We start from the raw sequence: 21,884 nt of genomic DNA, 5'->3' as shown, positions 1-21,884 counted from the left end.
ATAATGATATTAAAAGCATAAGCTTTTATTTATCTTTATAACCGTGAACACAGCCCTTTACATAGCTCGCAGATATCTTTTTGCAAAGAAATCAACTCATGCCATTAATATCATTTCGGGAATATCGGCTTTGGGCGTTTTTGTGGGCAGTGCGGCACTTCTCATCATTTTGTCTGTATTTAATGGTTTGGAGCAAACGGTGTTGAAAATGGTAAATACCGTAACACCACAAATTGTGATAGAACCAGATAGTGGTAAAACTTTTAATCCTCAAACTGCTTATTTTACCCGTTTAAAAAAAGATAAAGCCATTTATTCTTATACCGAGGTTTTATCTGATAATGTGCTACTTTGGTATAAGGGCAAGCAAACTCCGGCGGTTTTAAAAGGTGTAAACAGTGATTTTCTAAAAAATAAGAGTTTAGACAGTATTGTTTTTGACGGAAGTTTTGTGCTCGAAAATCCTGCGGGGTCAAATGCGGTAATCGGCGCGGGTTTACAGGCTTTCTTAGGGGTAAATACAGCCGATCCTTTTGAACAGGTACAGGTTTTTTCACCTAAAAAAGGAGCAAGTGGTAACAGCTTGAATCCTCTGGATGATTTTAATGTAATGGATATTCCCGTGGCCGGCATATTTGAAGTACAGCAGGATTTTGACAATGTAATTGTTGTCCCTCTAAATTTTGCGAGAACACTGCTTGGAGATAGTGCGAATGTATCTGCGATAGAAATCAATGTAAAACAGAATGTTGATGCCGAAAAACTAAAAAAGCAGATTGCAGAAGATTTAAAAGGAGCGTATAAAGTAAAGAACAGAGTTGAACAAAATCAGGCCTTACATAATGTGTTGACATCTGAAAAATGGATCAGTTATATTATCCTCACCTTTGTGCTCATTATTGCAATATTTAATATCATTGGGTCGTTAACCATGCTGGTAATCGATAAACAAAAAGATATATCGGTATTGAGCAGTTTAGGAGCGGGTAAAAAACTGATAAGAAGAATATTTTTAGCAGAAGGCATGATGATAACCCTTGCAGGTTGTATCTTTGGCTTATTATTAGGACTAATTTTTTGCTTATTGCAACAACATTTTGGTTGGATAAAGATGGGTGAAGAAAATATAGTGCTTTCAAATGCCTATCCAATAGCAATGAAATGGCAGGATTTTGTACTAGTTTTCATAACAGTTGGTATCTTTTCTTTTCTTGCTTCAAAATTGGCATCAAATTTAAGTGTTAAAAAAGTAGATCAGTTTAATAAGGATCTTTAAATTATGGATAACTGGAAAAAGATAGGAAAATTATTGGCTTTATTTTTTGCTTTGCTTTTAGGTTTTGCCGCATGCCGTAGCAAAGAAGGTAATGAAGGAACTAAAATAAAAATCCAAGTGCTGAAAGGACTTTACAGCTATGGGCCCGAAATTAAATCATTTACAGATTGCAGAGATGAAGGTCGTGAGTACTGGGTGGCAGACAGCTCTAAGAATTTAGAACTGGCCTATAATAATCTGGGTTTCGAAAAACCTTATATCCCTGTTTATATAGAGGTGGAGTGCCATATCGTAAAATCGGATACCAATAGCATTTATGGTGATTATGATTCTACTATGGTAGTAACCAAGGTGCTGAAAATATCTAAAGATATTCCTGACGGACCTTGTAACCAGTAAAAAATTGAATATAAATGAAAAGCACCTTGAAAAAGGTGCTTTTTTATGTTAGGGATTAACGTAAAGGTCTTTTTCTATCCCAGGAATGACCTTGTTTTGTGTAGCCAAACTAAAGAGTGTATCAATCGCTTTACGGCCTTCTTCTCCTAAATCAACTGAGTATTGATTAACATATAATTCAATATGTTTATACATCACGGCTTCATCCATAGCTTGTGCATGTTCTTTAATAAAATCTAAACCAGATTTGGGATTGGAAAAAGCATATTCAACAGATTTCTTAACCAGTCGGTTAACTTTCTGCTGAATTTCAACAGGTAAATTCCGGCTCACCACAATACCACCTAATGGTATAGCACAATGGGTTTTTTCTTCCCAGAAAGTGCCCAGGTCTTTTAGTTTATGTAAGCCTTTTTGCTGATAAGTAAAGCGGTTTTCATGTATAATAAGTCCGAGATCAAAGGTATCATTAACCAAAGCCTCTTCTATTTCAGAGAAAACGATCTCAGTTTTATTGGTGAGCTGAGGGTAAGCAATGCCAAGTAAGAAATTGGCGGTGGTAAGTTTACCCGGGATAGCTACTTTTAACTGAGGATTTTCCTGTTTCAGTTCTTCGTTAATACGATTTAGGTGTTCTGCTTTGCAAATGAGCAACGGACCCACGCCAAAGCCCAGCGCACTGCCAGCATCTAGTAAAGCATATTGATGAGCTACATAAGCAAAGGCATGAAAACTTAGTTTGGTAATGTCCAGTACATTGTTTAAAGCCTTTTGATTGAGCGTTTCAACATCATCATAAAATACTTCAAAGTTTAAACCTTCGGTGTCAACCTTATGGTGTATGAGTGCATCAAAAATGAAAGTATCATTAGGACAGGGAGAAAAGCCAAGTGTAAGTTTCATGCGGTAAAGTTAAATGAAAATTGATTTACAAAGGTCATTTAAGCGTTAAGGAAACAAAGACATGTTTTCGAACTCCTTGTTTTATTTTAGGTAAATCGGTCCTTTATCGTTTAAAGCCTGTATTTGGTTTGAAGATAGTTTATGGTGGCCTTAATTAACTGTTTTAAAACCTCTGAATTAATGTCGCTCAATTTTTTGATATAAATGCAGGCTTTTCCCATTTTATATTTCCCCAAATCACTTAAAAGATGTTTGTGTTCAGGTAAGCCTGTAAAAACATAAAGCGAAATAGCTGATTTTCGGGGTGAAAACCCCACTAAAGGCGCATCACCTTCATGCCCGCTTTCATATTTATAATGATAAGTTCCAAACCCAATAATGCTTGGCCCCCACATCTTGGCTTCAAAACCTGAGGCATCTTGCATCAGCGCAATCAGATCAAAACTATCTGAACGCTTTTGTTCCGTATCGGTAAAATGTTCTATAAATGCCGAAACGTTTTCACTGGTTGGATTGGTTTTATTTTTAGCCATATTTAAAGTTAATAAAAAAAGACAGGTATCTTATAGTTGTATAACCCGTTCGGTATTGATCTGCTTGAGAAAAATCTCATCATGTGATACAACAATTAATGTTCCCTGATATTCGTTAATGGCGGCAGTAAGGATTTCTATATTTTGAATATCTAAATTGTTGGTTGGTTCGTCTAATATGATCGTATCTGGTGATTGACCTTGAACAATCAGACAACACAACATTAATCTCATTCTTTCTCCACCACTTAAAATATGGCAAGGTTTATCCCAATCGTTTTTGCCAAATAAAAACCGGTTAAGTCTTACCTTGATTTCATGCTCCTGTAAGGAAGATGTATTGAATAATTGTGCCTGATCATAAACACTCAGTTCATTCCCGATCAGGGAATAATCCTGATCAATATAAACAGATTGGCCTGGTGTAAATGTAATTTCGCCAGCAGAAGGATGGAGTGTCCCTAAAATCAATTTGATCAGCGTTGTCTTGCCTGATCCGTTTGAGCCTTTAATGGCAATCCGTTCTCCGCTATGGATCTGTATGTCCAGATTTTCTTTCCAAAGAGGCTGTGTATGATAGTTGAAATTAAGACCATTCCCCTTAAATAATATTTTACCGGTGTGCAAGCCAGAGTTATTAAAACCGAATTTCATTTGATCTATATCTGATCTGTTTGAACGAAGTTCCTGTAGCTCCTGTGAAATATTGCTGATTTTTTCCTGATGTACGCTTTTCAATTTAGCGCTACTGTTCTCTGCATTGTTTTTGAGCGTATTCATCATGATGCGGGCTATACCTGCTTTTTCCTGTTTGCCTTTTCCTTTAGCATCTAGTTTCTGTTGTTTTTCTAATATTTCGCGCTGTTTTTCTTTAGCCTTGCGCAATAACCTCTCCTTGTGATGAATGTGCTGATTTAAGGCATTTTTTGCCGTCTCTTTTTGTTCTACGTAAAAATCATATGAACCGCCATAAGTAGTTATTCCATGTTGACTTAATTCGCAAACGGTATTCAGGTGCGCTAACAATTCTCTATCGTGACTTACCACAATTAAGGTTGCAGCAGTAGATTGTATCAGATCATATAATTTTTGCCTGCCCAGCCTGTCTAAATGATTGCTAGGTTCATCCAGCAAAATAAACTTAGGTTGATGAATGCTTATACCTGCCAAAAAAACCTTGGTTTTCTGTCCTCCACTTAGTGAAGCTAAAGGTTGTGAGAGGTCTAAATCTGTAAGTTGCCAATGCGTAAGTGCTGCGGCACAGCGATCTTCTATATCCCAGTTGTCGTTAAGTAAATTCAGGTAATCTTCGGTAACATTACCTTTTAATACCTCATGTAGCGCAATAAGTTTATCTTCAACCTGTAAGGCCTGACCAATGCTCAGGTGATTATATTGACCAAAAACCTGAGGAATGTAATAAGGCTCATTGTGCCTAATTACACTTCCTGAAGAAGGTTGTAGTACTTTGGCAATAATTTTAAGCAATGTAGATTTTCCCGAACCGTTGTTGCCAATCAGGGCTATTTTATCACGATCATTAACGTTTAGGTTAATATTTTCGAATAATAGATCTTTATTAGGATGTATGTATGAAATGTTCTGTAAAGTAAGCATGATTTCTTTCTGTTAAAGATGGATGAATAGCGCATAACCTTTAGAGTTGGTTGCGTTTGTCTTTAAGTTTTTTTGAAAGAAATTAAATCTTACATAATGAATTTTGAAAATTTTCTGCCGCAAATATAACCAAATTAGCTATAATATGCTAAACTAACTTTTTGAACAAGTATTTGGGAGACTCTGTATATCCCTGCCTGTAATAAAACTGATGAGCTTTTTCCCTTCTTGAATGGCAGTGAAGCTCTATTCTGTCGCAGTTTCTTTCTCTTGCGATTTTTTCAGCATATTCTTCCAACAATTTGCCTGTTCCGCTGCTTCTGAAATTTTCATCCACACAGAAATAACTGATTCTAGCAAAGTCGCCCTTAAGAGCAATTTGCGGAATGATGTGAATGGAAATAAAACCAATTACCGTACCTTCATTTTCAGCTACAACAAAATATTCATTCGGATTTTCAAGCAAGAGATTGATTTTTTCTTTGATAAAATCTTTGGTATCGGAATAGCCTAGCTGATCAAGTAATGCTACTATTGTTTCGCTGTCGTTTTCATGAACGGGCCTGATTTTCATCTTCTGTAGAATTATGGTTTTAAACGAACGTGTTTATAGAGGTTGTTTTTTTAATAATTGTCTTATCGCTACCAGATGTCCAAACAATACTATAGGAACAATAAATGTTGGAAGCCAGCTAAAAGGAAAATGAAGAATAGCTATATTAGGTTGGTCAAATGCAAATTTCTGCAATGGAGAAGGGGCAGATAAAAATGCGTTTACGATAATGTTGATCAAAAGACCAAGGCAGATAAAATTCCAGATCAAAATGATTTTTCGGCTTAACATTTTTCTTGAAAAACCATAATAAGCAATTAGAGGTGCAGTTATGCCTGCTATTATATCAAAATTCCGACCTTCAAAAGTCATGAGTTCAGGGATCATTTTACTTATGAAAAGCCCATACAAAACAATTTCAACAGGTATTCTGATCATATGCAGATAAGTTATTTGTTTTAAAGGCAAGCTGTCAATAAACTTTCGTCCACCTTTAGTTATAAATAAAATGCAGATTGTTAAAACAGGGGGTAATATTCCAAAGATTAAGATTTTAGGAGGAAGAGAGTTGATATCATTACTGTAAACATTTTGAATCGTAAGAATAGCCTGCAGGATTAGCCAGAGCATAAGAAGCGAGGCAATTTTCAGGGTGTTTCTTTTTACAGTCTCCTCACCAGCATTTTTGAGCACAATCATAAAAAATGCAAATGTAGCAAGTGTAGTTAACCAAAAAACAAAAGTACAAAGGTCGAGGCTAGCCATCATGTAAGAGTATAAATGTTATATCGTTGAAAGTTCTTTGCTAAGTAACCAATCGTTTAAATTTTTAACGGCCAGACCAATTTCCCAATTATTGCGGTTACGGGGTTCTACATAATTAGAAATAGCCCTTATTTGTATGCAAGAAATGTTTTGGATGGAGCAGGCATAAAAAACAGCAGCACCTTCCATACTCTCTGTTTGGACAGCAAATAATGCCTGTGTTTTGGCAATACTATCGGCATTGCCATGAACTTTATTAACCGTAATGGCGTTCACAGTTTTTAGGTTGTAGTTTTTGTTGCCTGTAGATTGATACGTGCTTTTTCCAAAGCCCAGATTTTCTATCCCGATAAAAGACTCATGGTCTTCTGCGCCTAGTTCTGCAAAGGTATCGGCACTAACATTCACTAATTCTCCTAAAGAAATATTCCGGTCAAAACTGCCCGCTATCCCAACATTTAAAACCCGATTATACTTATTTTTATCCAAATGTTGACCTAAGGCAAAGGCTGTAGCCACCATGCCCACACCAGTTACCAGCACATCAAAATCGGCGGTTTCCATCAAAGGCTGATCGGGCAGATTAAAATGAGATAAAAATGGTGCTATCTCAGCCCTTGTTGCGACTACAATTAATAATTTCATACGGTCTAATTTAAGGATAAATCTTTTCTGCCTGCTCGGTGTTATCAATATTTATATACAGATGATATATCACAGTACAAAGGTTTTCAAAAAACTGACAATGATTAAAACATGATGCTAAATCATTATCTGTATATTTGCACTTTATTTGAAAAAGAATGATTTACATTACACGCAGGGAAAGTTTTAACGCGGCTCATAAATTATCGAGAGCCGACTGGAGCGATGATAAAAATATGGCCACATTTGGAAAATGTGCTAATCCTAACTGGCATGGTCATAATTATCAGTTATATGTAACAGTTAAGGGAGAGGTTAATCCTGAAACTGGCTTTTTAGTTGACCTGAAATGGTTGAAAAAAGTGGTTAATGAACATGTAATAGATAAAGTTGACCATAGAAATTTAAATCTGGATGTTGATTTTATGAAGGGAAAACTGGCATCTACAGAAAATTTAGCTATTGCTATCTGGGATATTCTAGCCCCGCTTATCGGAGAAGCAGGTGCAAATTTACATTGCATAAAAATTTACGAAACAGAAAATAACTATGTCGAATATTTCGGCTAAGAATTAATATGGCGCACGATAAATACGATCACGAAGAAGAATTAATGGGCTATCAGAAAATAGACCGTTACGATCAGAAAAAAATAGATGCAGTAGCATTTCATTATAAAGATATTTTAACGCAATTAGGTGAAAATCCAAGTCGCGAAGGACTTGAAAAAACACCGGAACGTGTAGCTAAGGCTTTACAATATCTAACACATGGTTATGATCTTAAGCCCGAAGAGATTTTAAAATCGGCTATGTTTGAAGAGGACTATAGCCAAATGGTGGTGGTTAAAGATATCGAGGTTTTCTCGATGTGTGAACATCACATGTTACCTTTTTTTGGTAAAGCACACGTAGCTTATATTCCAAACGGACATATTGTTGGCTTAAGTAAGATACCTCGCGTTATAGATGCTTTTGCCCGCAGATTACAGGTACAGGAACGTTTAACAAACGAGATCAGAGATTGCATACAGCAAACCCTGAATCCTAAAGGCGTGGCCGTTGTTATAGAATGTAAGCATTTATGTATGGCCATGCGTGGGGTACAAAAACAAAACTCTGTAACCACAACTTCGGCATTTACAGGTGAGTTTATGACCAATGATAAAACCCGGGCCGAGTTTTTACGTTTAATTACAGCAAGTTTAGACTAGGGGTTTACGAAGTTTAGATTTAACCATGAAGGCACAAAGAACACAAAGTATTTTTTTGTGGAACAGTTTGAAATCTTTATAACAATACAATAATCAAACATTTAAAGTGATATGGGGTTCGGGCAGGTGTCTTACATTTCGATACTCATATCTCAAATCTAAAAAAATGAAGGCATATATTTTTCCTGGGCAGGGAGCCCAGTTTGTTGGCATGGGTAAAGACCTATATGATAACAGCCCATTAGCTAAAGAATTATTTGAAAAAGCTAACGAAATTATTGGTTTTCGCATTAGCGATATCATGTTTAGCGGAACAGACGAAGAGCTGAAACAGACCAATGTTACGCAACCTGCTATATTTTTGCATTCGGTTATTTTAGCTAAAGTATTAGGCGATAGCTTTAAACCAGACATGGTTGCCGGCCATTCGCTGGGAGAATTTTCTGCCTTAGTTGCTGCTAATGCACTTTCGTTTGAAGATGGTTTAAAACTGGTTATTGCCCGTGCAAATGCCATGCAAAAAGCCTGCGAACTACAACCTTCAACAATGGCTGCTATTTTAGGCCTGGCTGATGAAGTAGTTGAGCAGATCTGTGCAGAGATAGACGAGGTAGTTGTTCCGGCAAATTACAATTGCCCGGGTCAGTTGGTAATTTCAGGTTCTATAGCAGGTATTGATAAGGCTTGCGAACAGCTAAGTGCAGCAGGTGCTAAAAGAGCTTTAAAATTAAACGTAGGTGGAGCGTTCCACTCACCTTTAATGGAGCCTGCAAAAGTTGAATTACAGGCAGCTATCGAAGCTACAGCCATCAATGCACCGGTATGTCCTATTTACCAGAATGTAAATGCGCAGCCTACTTCAGATCCTGCAACCATTAAAACAAACTTAATTGCTCAGTTAACCGGAGCAGTTAGATGGACCCAAACTTCTGAGAATATGATCAAAGACGGCGCTAACGATTTTATCGAAGTTGGGCCGGGTAATGTATTACAAGGTCTGGTTAAAAAAGTTAGCCGCGAGGTACAAACCAGCAGTGCGTCTATAGCATAATATCGCATTTCAATAGGGCTGTTTCAAGAGTAAATATTGCTAAAAACCGTTTTTATGGCAATAGAGTAGTTTTTTGACAGCCCTATTTCTGTATATTTATACCTGATAAACTTTTATGGGCGTTACAGTTAGAGGTAAAATACGGTTATTAATGTTAGTTCTGGGGCTGTGTTGCTTTGTTACAACACTGTCTCTAAAAACATTTACCTCTAATAGACACATTCTTTTGCATGAGGCGAGCGAACTGCAAAACAATCTCATTAAAAAAGAAAAAATCGCTACAGGCTTCTTTGCCGATCCCAATAAAATTGAAGTATTAAAAAAACTGGTTGATAATGATAGTTTAGCTATTGAGTTTATTAACCTTTACCGGCCCCAGGGTGTTAACATGTTCATTTATAAAAATGATATGCTTGAGTTCTGGAGCACACAAGCGGTCTTACCGCCTAATATTCTTAAACTTAAAGAAGGAATTTCTTTTAATAAACTGCCCAACGGGTATTATGAAACAATAAAGAAAACTGTAGGTAATTATAAATTTGTATTTCTGATTACGGTTAAATCACAATATAAGATCGAGAATCAGTACCTGAAAAATGAAATTATCCCAGAACTGTTTCCTAATAAAACCTTAGATATTGCAGGCTTTTCAGACAAAGAAACAACTGAGATATTTAGCGCAGAGAAGGATTATCTTTTTACCGTAAAGCTAAGCAGCAGCTACAACCATAACATTTATACCACACTTCAAGCCTGGCTTTGGATTTTAGGCTTGTTAAGTATCTGCATGTTTGTAAATTCATGCTGCCTATGGCTCGTAAAAAGAGATAAATTGGTGCTGGCAACCATTATCATTACTGTATTTTTTTTAGTACTGCGCTTAACAGATCTGCATTTCTTTTGGTTGAACCACCAGTTCAATTCAGAGATTTTTAACCCGGTTATATACGCTGAGAGCGATTTATTGCCCTCTTTAGGCGACTTGTTAAACAATACGCTGGCAGCTACATGGATATTGGTATTCATCTACGTACACCGTAGAAAATACCACTGGCCACAATTTATTAGTAGGAATAAATCCTTGGTTTACCTGTTAACAATGGTTTTTCTGAGTATAATATGGTCGCTGGGAATCTTAACCGAAGATATCTTCTTTGGCCTTATATATAATTCCAAAATAGAGTTTAACATTAATAATATTGTAAACCTAAGCTATATTAGCTGGATTTGCATACTTATTCTATGTCTATTCTGGTTAAACATCTACATGTTGATACAGGTTTTTGTAGAATGGTGCAATAAATTAGGGATGAAATCTCTTGGAAAATGGGTTGTGTTTTTCCTGCTGCTGATCGCATATACCATTTACAAGCTATATACAGATTATACGGTTTTTTACCTCATTTATGGCATTTTTATAGCCGCAACAGCTCATTATTATACACATCGCAACAAGAAATACATTGTTTCCATTTTTACCCTGATCTATCTCTGTTTGGCTTTGCTTACTGCCATAAAATACCTGAAGTTTACAGATATTAAAGAACGAAGTTCGCGGGCAGCTTTAGCCGAAAAATTGTTGTATGAAGAAGATCCGAAACTCATTTCATCATTAGAAGAAATAGAGAAGAACCTGGCAACAGATACCATCATTACCAATTATTTTAAACAACCTTTACTAACCCAAACCTATAGCTTTCACAATTACGTTATTAAAAATTACCTGGATGGGTATCTGTCTAAATACGAGTTCAATATTTACGAGTATAATGTAGATAACAGTTCTCTTAAAAGAGATGAAAGTTTACCCATCTATAAATATTATGATCTGGTAAAATCAGGAGCTATAAAGACTCAGCAGTCTGATTATTTTTATCGCGTTAACGATACTTTTGGTTTTCAAAACTATTTTGGAATTATCCCCATATTTAGCGGACCAAATTTCTTAGGTTCTATCATTATTGATCTTAAAACAAGAGCTTTTGACTATGATGCTTATTTCCCCGATCTGTTGATTAATGGTAAGATCAGGAAAGACGAAGATTTAAGCCAATATTCACTGGCTTTTTATAAAGATAATCAGTTGGTTAGCCGATCGGGTAAATATGTGTATCCGGTAATCAATAACTTATTTAAGGACAATATAGACGGGGTAGATTTTTACAATGAAAAAGCAACCCATTACAATCACGCTATTTATGCGCCTTCAAAAGATCGGCTTATTGTTATCAGTAAGGAGAAAGTCCCTTTTACCGAAAGACTTACAACCGTATCCTTCTTCTTTTTGATCTTTATCATTTTTGGCGCCTGTGTAAATATCATTGTATGGTTTGCCGTAAATATCAGTAAGAGTAAGGGCGGTATATTTACCATCAATAAATACTTATTGATCAGCGAGAAAAAAATCCTTTATAAAACAAGGATACAATTTTCTATTATTTTTTCGGTGGTAGCTACGCTGATTATTGTGGGTTGGGCAACCTTTTTTAATATTAAACAGCAATATTTAGAGCAACAGAAACAGGAGCTGAGAGATAAAATGCGTAAGGTGCAAGTGGGATATGAAAAGTATGTTGCTGCTTTGGATAAGATCAGTATATCAGAAGATTCAAAGATGGAGTTTAATCAATTTGCTGATGTAAATGGTGCATTGTTAAACTTGTATGATAAAGATGGTAATCTCATTCTTTCATCTATACCTAAGCTTTTTGATTATGGTATTATAGCACCTCGTATGGGAGCTGTGGCTTATATTAACCTATCGAGGCTCAAAAAATCTGAATTTCTGAACAGTAGTGAGAATATTGCCAACTTTAAATATGCGGCTATTTATGCGCCCATCAGAAATGCCATGAACCAGACCATAGGTTATCTGGGTTTCCCTTATTATTCAACAGATACCGACTATAAGGCCAAGATTGCTCAGTTTATTAATACATTGATCAATATCTATGCGTTGGTTTTCGTTTTAATTGGGGTTTTGGCGGTCTTTCTGGCCAATCAGATTACCAGTCCTTTAACTTTTATCCAAGAAAATATTAAGGAAATAAAGTTGGGACAGAAAAATCAGCCTATTGTATGGCATAGGCAGGATGAAATAGGCTCTTTAATCAGGGAATACAATAAAATGATTGCCGAGCTTGAAATCAGTGCGAATAAACTGGCCCGTAGCGAACGTGAAAGTGCATGGCGTGAAATGGCTAAGCAGGTGGCGCATGAGATTAAGAATCCGCTTACACCTTTAAAACTGGGTGTACAGCTTATAGAGAAATCGTGGCGTGAACGAGATCCTAATTTTGAAAGTAAATTTGAGAAATTTAACAAGTCCTTCGTTGAACAGATAGACAGTCTGGCAACCATTGCTTCAGAGTTTTCGAACTTTGCTAAAATGCCCGATACCAAGGTTGAAAAACTGGAGCTACTACCAATCATAGAACAGGCTATAGCAGTATTCAGCACGGCTGATAATGTAGAAATCAATATTAAAAATAATACTTCTAAGCCATTGGTGGTTATGGGCGACAGAGATCAGCTGCTTAGAACATTCAATAACCTGTTTAAAAATGCTATAGAGGCTAGTGAGCAAAAAGCACAATGTATCATTAATTTATTCTTAGCTAATGATGAACATAACGCATACATCCAGGTACAAGATAACGGTAAGGGCATAGATCCTAAGCTTTATCATCGCATCTTCATTCCTAATTTCACGACTAAATCTTCGGGCACTGGTTTAGGATTGGCTTTTGTAAAACAGGCTATAGAAAACACCGGAGGTAAAATAGATTTTTCTTCGGTAGTTAATAAAGGAACCAAATTCTATTTAACCTTTCCACTGGTTTAATGGTAAGGTATATCATTATATGGTGCGTACTGTTTTTACCTGTTGTTGTACATGCCCAGCAAACAGACAACAATAGAGTAAAGCTAATCCATATTACGCAAGCCGAAACAATTATAGATACTTTAAGTATTGTTCCTAATTCCACACAGGTTTTTCATAATTCAGGAGCAGCGGTTGACAGCGCTTTATATGCTTTTGATTTTGCCAAGGCCCGGTTTCTATGGAAAGGAGAAATGGGGTTACAGCTCAAAATTGTTTACAAAGTTTTTCCCATTCTCTTCTCAAAAAAATACTACCATAAAGATATTAAAGCCATAACTGAGTTACCTATAGATAATTCTGCTTATTATACTTATAGACCACAGCGAGAGAATAATACCTTGTTTAGTATGCCCGGCCTGAATAAAAGTGGAAGTATTGCAAGAGGCATCATGTTTGGGAATAATCAGAATCTCTCTTTAAATTCTGCCATGAACCTGCAGCTATCAGGAAAGATAGCTAATGGTATAGAAATATTGGCGGCCATTTCAGACGATAACCTGCCTATACAGCCTCAGGGAAATACCCAGCAATTGAATGAGTTTGATAAGGTTTTTATACAAATCAAAAAAGACAGTACCACACTTATAGCCGGCGATTATGAACTAACAAAACCCGAAGGTTATTTTATGAACTTTTATAAGCGTACGCAGGGTGGTTTAATCAGTCACGCTTTTAGACACAAAGACGTGTATTATAACTCAAGTTTGGCATTGGCTGTTGCCAAGGGTCGTTCGGCACGTAATACTTTTAACGGACAGGAGGGCAATCAGGGGCCTTACCGCTTAACAGGGAACAATAACGAGAGCTATATTGTAATTATAGCTGGCACAGAAAGGGTTTATATAGATGGGGTTTTAATGGTAAGAGGTCAGGATAACGATTATATTATCGATTATAATACTTCTGAATTAACTTTTATGGCTAAGCGACTGATTACTCAGAACAGCCGTATATCGGTAGAGTTCGAATATTCTGATAAAAACTATTCCCGTTCTTTAACTTTTTTTAGCCAAACTGCTCAAACCGAAAAGCTGTCCCTAAGATTGAACTACTATAATGAAAAAGACAACCGCAATCAACCCTTTTTGCAAAATTTGGATAATGAGCAGAAACAGTTCTTATCGCAAATAGGGGCTGATATCAGCCAGGCTTTTTACCCCAATGTAACGGAGGTAGAGTTTAACGAAAATGAAATTCTTTATGAACAAGTTATAGGTACTGTTAATTATTACAGATACAGTACAGATCCGCAGAAGGCGAAATACCGTTTAGGTTTTTCATATGTAGGAGAGGGTAAAGGAAATTATATCATCAATAATCAGTCTGCTGCCAATGGTAAGGTTTATGAATATGTAGAACCAGTAAATGGAGTACTTCAAGGCGCTTATGAGCCTATAACTTTGCTGATTACACCTAAGCAACAGCAAATGTTAACTTTTGGGGCAGATTTTAAACCCCGTAAAAATGCGTTGATAGGAGCAGAACTGGCTACAAGCAATTACAATGTCAATCTTTTTTCCCCCTCAGAACAAGCAGACAGCAAAGGCTATGGAGCTAAGCTAAAAGCCAGTAATGACTGGAGCTTAAATGCAAAAAGCTTACAACTCAAAACACAGGTAGATTATGAATATGTGACAGCAAACTTTAAACTGATAGAAAGATACAGAACGGTTGAGTTTAATCGTGATTTTAACCTTAATACACAGGCTTTACCTGTAGCAGAACATCTTATTGCAGCCAAAGCGCAGCTCATCAATAATCCTCATCAGTATTTTAATTATGCCTTTAATACTTTTATACGTGAGGGACAATATGAAGGCTATTTGAATGAAATAAATACGCAGTATAAATGGCAAAAACTGAAGCTTAAATATGATGGTAGTTTGCTGAACTCTGATTCGAAGGTCAATAAGGGTACCTTTTATAAACACTTTTTTGATCTTAGCAGAGAGATAGGCAGAATGGATATAGGTTTGGTATTTGAGCAGCAGCATAATGTAACCAGAGACGCCTTTAGCCAAAATCTTACCGGCAGCAGCTTTAACTATGAGGTATATAAAGTGTATGCGCAATCTGGTCGGCCGGATAAAAACCGTTATAAAATAGACTATGCCTATCGTTTAGATGATTTACCTCGTTTAAATGATTTATTGAGAAGTGCAAAGTCGCAAATGGTTAATGTAGGTATAGATTTAGCGGCTGATCCTAATTCAACATTGAGCCTTACATCAGGGTATAAAAAAACAGTCTATGAAAATAATTTTGTTTCTGCACAGAATGATGAAAGTGTGGTAGGAAGATTAGAATATTATTTGGGCATATTCAAACGTTTTATCAGTACCAATATTTATTACGAGGTAGGGAATGGACAGGAGCCTAAACGTGATATTACTTATTTAGAAGTATTACCTGGGCAAGGAGTTTATGCATGGATAGACTACAATGGCAACGGAATTAAAGAATTGGATGAATTTGAGATTGCTCGCTTTCCTGATCAGGCAAAATACATTCGCATTTTTACGCCTTCTACACAATATGTGCGTACCAATTTTACGGGCATAAGCCAAACGGTTAATATCAATCCTGCAGCCATCATCAAAAGTAAGAAAGGTTTGCCTGGGTTTGTTTCAAAATTTACAGACCAGTTATCTTATAAGATTGACAAGAAAATACTGGCCGGAACAGGTATTGAAAATTATGATCCGTTTTATACTGCTATTGATGCCGCAAACCTGATTTCTTTGAACTCATTTTTGCGGAATAGCCTCTTTTTTGACCGTAACAATCCGGTATTTGGTGCAGAATTCAATTACCTTACAGATGGTGCTAAAAGCTACCTCTCAAGTGGCTTTGATACTCGTAAAAGAAATGAAACCGGATTACGGATCAGAACAGGTTTTATGCGGAGCACGAATATTAATTTGGTGCTTAATCAGGGCAAAAAACGATATGAGTCTGAGTTATTCAAACAAAGAAATTACCGGATCAATTATTTTACCTTACAACCTGAGGTAAATTACCAGTTCAATACCGATTTAAGGGTAAGTTTTGTAGGTGTTTTGAATTTACAGAAAAATGAAGCTGCATTAGGTGGAGAAAGCAATGAAAATCTAACCTTTTTAACCGAAGGCAGGTACAATGTTTTGAAAAAAGGAGTACTTACAGGTAAGCTTTCTTACATCAATAACAACTTTAAAGGCAGCAGTAATAGCACAGTAGGTTATGAAATGCTTTCAGGATTGCAAACAGGTAATAATTATACCTGGGCATTGGGTGTGCAGCGAAATATAGGAGCCGGTATTCAGCTCAATTTAAATTACGAAGGGCGTAAATCGCCTGAGGTAGCAGTTGTACATACAGGAACCATGCAGGTACGAGCTTATTTTTAGGTAAAAGAACTGCCTCAATTCTTGAGGCAGTTCAAGAAACTTAATCTATTGATTTTTCTAATTGACCAATTTTAGTCCAGCTGGTATCTGGTTTCAAATCAACTGCAATTAAAACTCCATCTTTAGTCTTGTTAAAAGCAAAGCCATTCGCCAATTCTGCATTAATATCTTTTGGTGTTAACCTATATAGAGCACCTGTAATGGGGTCTATAACTAATCCAATGATACCGCCGAATAAAATATTTCCGATATACCATTCATTAAATTGTTTTTTCAACTCAACGCTATAAGGCTTATACCCTTCAAGTTTAATCTGTACGGTGTGAGTATCTTTTCTTGTAAGCTTGGTTGTAAATGGTGTTTTCCCCATTTCTTTCCCATCAATAAAAACAGTAGCGTTGTTGGGCGTACTGTTAAATTGCATTTCTTGTTTGGATCCTGAAATGATTGTTGCACAACCTGTTAATGACAAAGTCACTACGATTCCTAAAATAAATTTCTTCATGTTTGTTTAAAGAGGTTTTTTAATGAGCTCAAAAATATTAATATTTCTTTGCAGTCAAAAAAAGAATATTCGATGCGATTGTTTATTATTTCTAAACAAAAAAGGTCGGAATATTTTTTCTTCCGACCTTTTCCGATAAAGTCTTATTGATATTTTTTATAATAAAAGAGTTATTTCTTAAATTCACTGGTTGCGTAAAATTCCATATCCGGATAATCACGTTTGGTCATATCCAGCATAAAATCATTGTCTGATAAATAAACTGGATTTCCTTCTTTATCTGTGCCAATGTGAGCCTGTTTACGTTTTACAAATTCATCTAATTTTTTCTTATCATCACAAGTTACCCAACGTGAGCGAGAGTAAGTAAGCGTACGGAAACGACACTTTGCGCCATACTCATGCTCCAAACGAAAGTTGATTACCTCAAACTGTAATTCGCCCACAGCACCAATAACTTTGCGGTTACCGGGCTGCATTACAAATAACTGCGCAACACCTTCATCCGTTAATTGTTCTATACCCTTTTCTAACTGTTTGGTGCGCATAGGATCCATATTCTCCACTTCCTTAAAAATTGCAGGAGAGAAACTCGGAATACCTTTAAAATGAAGTTTTTCTCCTTCGGTAAGGGTATCACCTATCTTAAAGTTACCACTATCGTACAGACCTACCACATCGCCTGGCCAGGCTTCTTCAACCAAACTTTTTTCATTGGCCATGAAATCCATCGGATTGGCGAATTTCATTTTCTTATCCTGACGGGTATGGTAATAAAATTTATTTCTTTCAAACTTACCAGAACAGATACGCAGGAAAGCAATTCTGTCACGGTGTTTGGGATCTAAGTTGGCATGTATTTTAAACACAAAACCACTGAAATTCTTCTCATCAACCAATACATCTCTTTCTTCTGCTTCGCGGTGTTTAGGGCTTGGGGCAATTTCTATAAACGTATCTAACAATTCTTTGATACCAAAGTTGTTGATGGCCGATCCAAAAAATACCGGAGCCAATAAACCCTCTCTGTATAATGAAGCATCTAAATCGCCATATACACCATTGGCTAATTCTGCTTCATCTTTTAAATTGCTGATTTCTTTTTCCTGTAAATAATCCAGCAAAGCACTATCATTTAGGTTACTTACCTTAACTACAGAATCGGTAACCTTGCTCTTATCAGAGTGGAAAAGATTCAGCTGTTTATGGTAAATACTGTAAACGCCTTTAAAGGTATGCCCTTGTCCAATTGGCCATGATTGCGGGCAAAGGCTAATGTTTAGTTTTTCTTCAATTTCATCCAGCAGGTCGAAAGGTTCTTTACCTTCTCTGTCCATTTTGTTAATGAAGATAATTACCGGTGTATTACGCATACGACAAACAGACATCAGTTTTTCAGTCTGCTCCTCTACACCTTTTACGCAGTCAACCACCAGAATAACACTATCTACAGCCGAAAGTGTACGGTAGGTATCTTCAGCAAAATCTTTGTGCCCGGGTGTATCTAAGATATTGATACGCTTATCTGCATATTCAAAACCCATTACCGATGTAGCTACCGAAATACCACGTTGGCGCTCAATTTCCATAAAATCGGAAGTATTACTTTGATTGGCCTTGTTTCTTTTAACGGCACCGGCAGTATTGATAGCTCCACCAAAAAGCAGGAATTTTTCGGTCAATGTGGTTTTACCTGCATCGGGGTGACTAATAATGGCAAACGTTTTTCTTCTTTCTATTTCTGGATTTAACATGATTTTGATGGATGAAGATGGTGAGAAAATACAACAGCTTGGAACCTATAAGAACCTTAAAGCGAATAATATGGCTGTAGAAAATTTCACGGGCGCAAAGGTACATATTTTTACTTTATCTAATTGCTTTTATACTAATAACTAAATATATACCCATAACACAAACGTTTGCGCAATGTTAATGCGCTGTCAATCTAGGTGTAAGCTATATTTTTTTATAACTTACGGTTCAATTTAAATCAACCACAAATAAAACGGTATAAAATGGAAAGAAGAGATTTCTTAAAAAACAGTGCAATGGCTGCTGCGGGTATCACAATTTTACCTTCAGGTTCTTTATTTGCCAAAGATAATGGCAAAGTAAGATTAGGATATATTGGTGTAGGTGCAAGGGGCATGAACCATATCAGCGAAGGTATTTTAAGAGATGATGTTGAAGTTGTTGCAATTTGTGATACACAGGAAAGCTCATTAAAAATTTGTCGTGAGTTTATTGCTAAAAAAGGCAAACCGGCTCCCAAAGAATATACAGGTGGCTTAGACGCCTATAAAGCATTATTAGATAGAAAAGATATTGATGCCGTAATTATTTCTACTCCGTGGCAGTTTCACCACGAGCAGGCTATTTATGCCATGAATGCAGGTAAATATGTAGGGTGTGAAGTAATTGCAGGTTTAACAGTTAAGGATCATTGGGATATTGTAAACACATCCGAGAAAACAGGCATTCCATACATGACTTTAGAAAATGTATGTTACCGCAGAGATGTACTTGCTGTTTTAAACATGATAAGAAATGGCATTTTTGGAGAACTGGTACATACAGAAGGAGGATACCAGCATGATTTACGCGAAGTGTTGTTTAACAATGGTAAGCAGTACTATGGTGGAGGAGTAGAATTTGGCCCTAAAGCTTTAAGTGAGGCACAATGGCGTACCCAGTTTAATATAGATCAAGATGGGGATCTTTATCCAACACATGGAGCAGGTCCTGTAATGCAGTATTTAAACATTAACAGAGGTAACCGTTTTACCAGTTTGGTTTCATTCAGCTCTAAAGCACGTGGATTGGCCAGTTATGTTGAAGAGAAATCACCCGGACATCCTAATGCAAAGATCAACTACAAAAATGGTGATGTTACCACCACTCTGATTAATTGTGCCAATGGCGAAACTGTAATGCTTACGCATGATACCCATTTGCCACGTCCGTATTCATTAGGGTTTAGGGTTCAGGGAACCAAAGGTTTGTGGATGGATGTCAACAAATCTGTGCATATAGAAGGTGTGTCTAAGCCTCATACCTGGGATAAAGCAGATGACTGGTTTAAGAAATATGACCACCCACTTTGGAAAAAATATGAAGAATTAGCGGTAAGTGCGGGTCATGGCGGTATGGATTGGTTTGTGTTTAACGGTTTTATTGAAGCGGTAAAGCAGAAAAAACAAACCCCGATTGATGTATATGATTCAGTAACCATGAGCGTAATTGCACCTTTATCAACAGAATCATTAAAGAAACAGAATAAAACCATGGAGTTTCCTGATTTTACCAAAGGTAAATGGCAAAATAGGAAAAATACTTTTGCGCTAGACGATAGCGGTTTTTAATTAAACATCCCTTCTAAATAACGGCATCATGTAGTGTAATGCAGCATGATGCTTTTTTATGTTAGCCAGTTTTTTGATGCTCAACGAGTTCAGAATTAATCACTACACGGTAATAAGCTTCTTCAGTATGGTTGTTAATGATATCAAGCAGGGTATCTATGGCTTTTTGGCCTTGTATAGCAGGAAACTGTTCTACACTTGCTAAGGGTGGATATTGTATAAACTGATTGATAGGAGAGTTGGCAAAGCTTACAAAGCAAATGTCTTCGTTTATTTTTAAACCCAAATTAATAGCATGCTTTACTGCGTAAGAAGATACATAATCGTTAAACGCAATAACAGCAGAGGGTTTTCTTTTAAGAGCAAGCAGTGTTTCTAAGGCTTCTCGTGTTCCCCTTTCGGTAAGATTACAGTTTACCACAAGGCTTGGATCAAATTTTAAGCGGTTTTTCTGTAAGGCCGTGATATAGCCCTCTTTACGTTGTTTGCTGGCCAGTAAAGAAACAGGGCCGTTAATGAGTGCAATATTGCGATGTCCTTGTTTCAGAAGATAATTTACAGCCTCAGTGCTCCCTGTTTCAATGTTACAAGAAACGTGGTGAATGTTTTTTAAAGGAGGGATGCGATCAAAGTAAAGTACAGGAATGTGGTATTTTTTGAGCTGTTCAAAATGGCTATAATCTGTAGTGTTCTTGGCAAGCGAAACGATTAAGCCTTCTACACGATGCGCACGCATTTTTTCTGCCAATAGCTTTTCTTTTTCTTCATCATCGTGCGATTGCCCGAGCAAAATGGTATATCCTCTTTTATAAGCAATATCTTCAATGGCACTTAGGGCTTCGGCAAAAAAAGTTTCAGACAATTCAGGTAATATAACGCCAATGGTAAAAGTTTTGCCTTTTTGAAAATGAATTGCTGCCTGGTTAGGTTCATAATGCAGTTCCTGGGCCATTTGTTTAACCTTTAAGCGTGTTGCGGCACTGATGCTGGGATGATCATGCAGTGCTCTTGAGATGGTAGAAACCGATAGATTCAGCTCTTTGGCAATTTCTTTTATGGTGACTGATTTTTTTATCATGCTTAACAGTTCACAATGAGAAATTGAAGATAGGAAAAATCTATAAAACTTATGATTCTAATCCATTCAAACGTTTGCGTAAAATAAATTTATACCATGTATTTAGCGTGAGTTTGCATTAAGAAATTCATTTTTTATTGAAGAGATAGCCGTAAAATACCTCCGTTAAACTTAAAAACCGACCTTGACTGATGCGGTCTGCAATTATTAGCCTAAGCAGATACTTTGCAGCAGCAGGCGCAGTCGGGATTTTTGGTCCTTTTTTAAAAAAGGACTAGGCCTCGCCGGCCAATGAGGCGAAAACATAAAACTTATTTTCAGATTTAATATTTATCCCGAACTCACACTATTTATGAATTAAATAGTTCTTGCTCATCACGATCTTGTACGGCTATCTGCTTTAAGAAATCATCAAAAAAAGTACCCTTGTTATTGCTATATGCCCCGTAAGCGTCTAAAATGAAGCCTAATTTTGCATCAGAATCTTCAATCAGGTAAAGCACAACATTATCTGCAGGATCAGACATGCCTTCAAAACGATAGGTTTTTATGATGGTAAGATCTTCGGGGGCATAAGTTTTATTATGCTCTTCGGATCTCATTTCATTATTTTCAGATACAGTAATTTCGTTAGTTATTCCGCGTTGACGCAACTTCTCCATTACCTGGCTTAAAGTGTTCATTTCATTCGGCTGTTTCATGGTTC

19 protein-coding genes are annotated in these 21,884 nt (G+C 36.6%); 9 read left to right on the top strand and 10 right to left on the bottom strand.

What is annotated here, in order from left to right; all coding sequences use genetic code 11:
* The first annotated feature begins 43 nt into the window (after nt 1-43).
* Both MMF97_RS02605 and MMF97_RS02600 read left to right on the top strand, forming a co-directional pair.
* Nucleotides 44-1,276, top strand: a complete 1,233-nt coding sequence (locus tag MMF97_RS02605) for an FtsX-like permease family protein (RefSeq protein WP_243358872.1) — start codon at nt 44-46, stop codon at nt 1,274-1,276.
* 3 nt (nt 1,277-1,279) lie between these two features.
* Nucleotides 1,280-1,675 carry a hypothetical protein gene (locus MMF97_RS02600; RefSeq protein ID WP_243358869.1) on the top strand — a complete coding sequence of 132 codons (396 nt, stop codon included), beginning with the start codon at nt 1,280-1,282 and terminating at the stop codon, nt 1,673-1,675.
* 48 nt (nt 1,676-1,723) lie between these two features.
* On the opposite strand, the gene MMF97_RS02595 is transcribed toward MMF97_RS02600, so the two are convergent.
* From MMF97_RS02595 to mqnB, 6 genes are all read right to left on the bottom strand, one after another.
* Nucleotides 1,724-2,578, bottom strand: a complete 855-nt coding sequence (locus MMF97_RS02595; RefSeq protein WP_243358867.1) for a menaquinone biosynthesis family protein — start codon at nt 2,576-2,578, stop codon at nt 1,724-1,726.
* Between the two features lie 110 nt (nt 2,579-2,688).
* Nucleotides 2,689-3,111: a DUF1801 domain-containing protein gene (locus MMF97_RS02590; RefSeq protein WP_243358865.1), complete on the bottom strand. Its 423-nt coding sequence runs from the start codon at nt 3,109-3,111 to the stop codon at nt 2,689-2,691.
* Nucleotides 3,112-3,141: 30 nt separating this feature from the next.
* Nucleotides 3,142-4,728 carry an ABC-F family ATP-binding cassette domain-containing protein gene (locus MMF97_RS02585; RefSeq protein WP_243358863.1) on the bottom strand — a complete coding sequence of 529 codons (1,587 nt, stop codon included), beginning with the start codon at nt 4,726-4,728 and terminating at the stop codon, nt 3,142-3,144.
* Between the two features lie 148 nt (nt 4,729-4,876).
* Nucleotides 4,877-5,302: a GNAT family N-acetyltransferase gene (locus MMF97_RS02580; RefSeq protein ID WP_243358859.1), complete on the bottom strand. Its 426-nt coding sequence runs from the start codon at nt 5,300-5,302 to the stop codon at nt 4,877-4,879.
* 33 nt (nt 5,303-5,335) lie between these two features.
* Complete coding sequence (locus MMF97_RS02575; protein WP_243358848.1) at nt 5,336-6,049, bottom strand: hypothetical protein; 714 nt, start codon at nt 6,047-6,049, stop codon at nt 5,336-5,338.
* Nucleotides 6,050-6,064: 15 nt separating this feature from the next.
* Nucleotides 6,065-6,691, bottom strand: a complete 627-nt coding sequence (gene mqnB / locus MMF97_RS02570; protein ID WP_243358837.1) for a futalosine hydrolase — start codon at nt 6,689-6,691, stop codon at nt 6,065-6,067.
* A gap of 158 nt (nt 6,692-6,849) precedes the next feature.
* On the opposite strand from mqnB, the gene MMF97_RS02565 reads away from it, so the two are divergent.
* The 5 genes from MMF97_RS02565 (at nt 6,850) to MMF97_RS02545 (ending at nt 16,230) form a co-directional block, all read left to right on the top strand.
* Nucleotides 6,850-7,260, top strand: coding sequence for a 6-pyruvoyl trahydropterin synthase family protein (locus tag MMF97_RS02565; protein WP_243358825.1), 411 nt, complete (start codon nt 6,850-6,852; stop codon nt 7,258-7,260).
* 8 nt (nt 7,261-7,268) lie between these two features.
* Entirely contained in the window at nt 7,269-7,904 is a 636-nt protein-coding gene (gene folE, locus MMF97_RS02560) for a GTP cyclohydrolase I FolE (protein ID WP_394801152.1), read from the top strand.
* Nucleotides 7,905-8,070: 166 nt separating this feature from the next.
* Nucleotides 8,071-8,955, top strand: a complete 885-nt coding sequence (gene fabD, locus MMF97_RS02555; protein ID WP_243358817.1) for an ACP S-malonyltransferase — start codon at nt 8,071-8,073, stop codon at nt 8,953-8,955.
* A gap of 226 nt (nt 8,956-9,181) precedes the next feature.
* Nucleotides 9,182-12,799: a sensor histidine kinase gene (locus MMF97_RS02550; protein WP_243358815.1), complete on the top strand. Its 3,618-nt coding sequence runs from the start codon at nt 9,182-9,184 to the stop codon at nt 12,797-12,799.
* Nucleotides 12,799-16,230: a hypothetical protein gene (locus MMF97_RS02545; RefSeq protein WP_243358813.1), complete on the top strand. Its 3,432-nt coding sequence runs from the start codon at nt 12,799-12,801 to the stop codon at nt 16,228-16,230. The genes MMF97_RS02550 and MMF97_RS02545 overlap by 1 nt, the downstream gene beginning before the upstream one ends.
* Nucleotides 16,231-16,270: 40 nt before the next feature.
* Here the strand turns inward: MMF97_RS02545 and MMF97_RS02540 are convergent, their stop codons facing one another.
* Together MMF97_RS02540 and MMF97_RS02535 are read right to left on the bottom strand one after the other, a co-directional pair.
* Nucleotides 16,271-16,735, bottom strand: coding sequence for a PEGA domain-containing protein (locus tag MMF97_RS02540; protein WP_243358804.1), 465 nt, complete (start codon nt 16,733-16,735; stop codon nt 16,271-16,273).
* Nucleotides 16,736-16,905: 170 nt separating this feature from the next.
* On the bottom strand, nt 16,906-18,489 hold the full coding sequence (locus MMF97_RS02535) for a peptide chain release factor 3 (protein ID WP_243358801.1): 1,584 nt from the start codon (nt 18,487-18,489) through the stop codon (nt 16,906-16,908).
* On the opposite strand from MMF97_RS02535, the gene MMF97_RS02530 reads away from it, so the two are divergent.
* Nucleotides 18,488-18,634: a hypothetical protein gene (locus tag MMF97_RS02530; protein ID WP_243358793.1), complete on the top strand. Its 147-nt coding sequence runs from the start codon at nt 18,488-18,490 to the stop codon at nt 18,632-18,634. The genes MMF97_RS02535 and MMF97_RS02530 overlap by 2 nt on opposite strands.
* 119 nt (nt 18,635-18,753) lie before the next feature.
* Nucleotides 18,754-20,100, top strand: coding sequence for a Gfo/Idh/MocA family protein (locus tag MMF97_RS02525; RefSeq protein ID WP_243358791.1), 1,347 nt, complete (start codon nt 18,754-18,756; stop codon nt 20,098-20,100).
* 61 nt (nt 20,101-20,161) lie between these two features.
* Here the strand turns inward: MMF97_RS02525 and MMF97_RS02520 are convergent, their stop codons facing one another.
* On the bottom strand, nt 20,162-21,178 hold the full coding sequence (locus MMF97_RS02520; RefSeq protein ID WP_243358783.1) for a LacI family DNA-binding transcriptional regulator: 1,017 nt from the start codon (nt 21,176-21,178) through the stop codon (nt 20,162-20,164).
* A 350-nt stretch (nt 21,179-21,528) separates the two neighbouring features.
* Nucleotides 21,529-21,879: a hypothetical protein gene (locus MMF97_RS02515; RefSeq protein ID WP_243358781.1), complete on the bottom strand. Its 351-nt coding sequence runs from the start codon at nt 21,877-21,879 to the stop codon at nt 21,529-21,531.
* Nucleotides 21,880-21,884 lie beyond the last annotated feature (5 nt).

Source organism: Pedobacter montanisoli, assembly GCF_022809115.1.
GTDB classification, from domain to species: Bacteria; Bacteroidota; Bacteroidia; order Sphingobacteriales; family Sphingobacteriaceae; genus Pedobacter; species Pedobacter montanisoli.
This window is presented reverse-complemented; position numbering and strand designations above follow the sequence as displayed.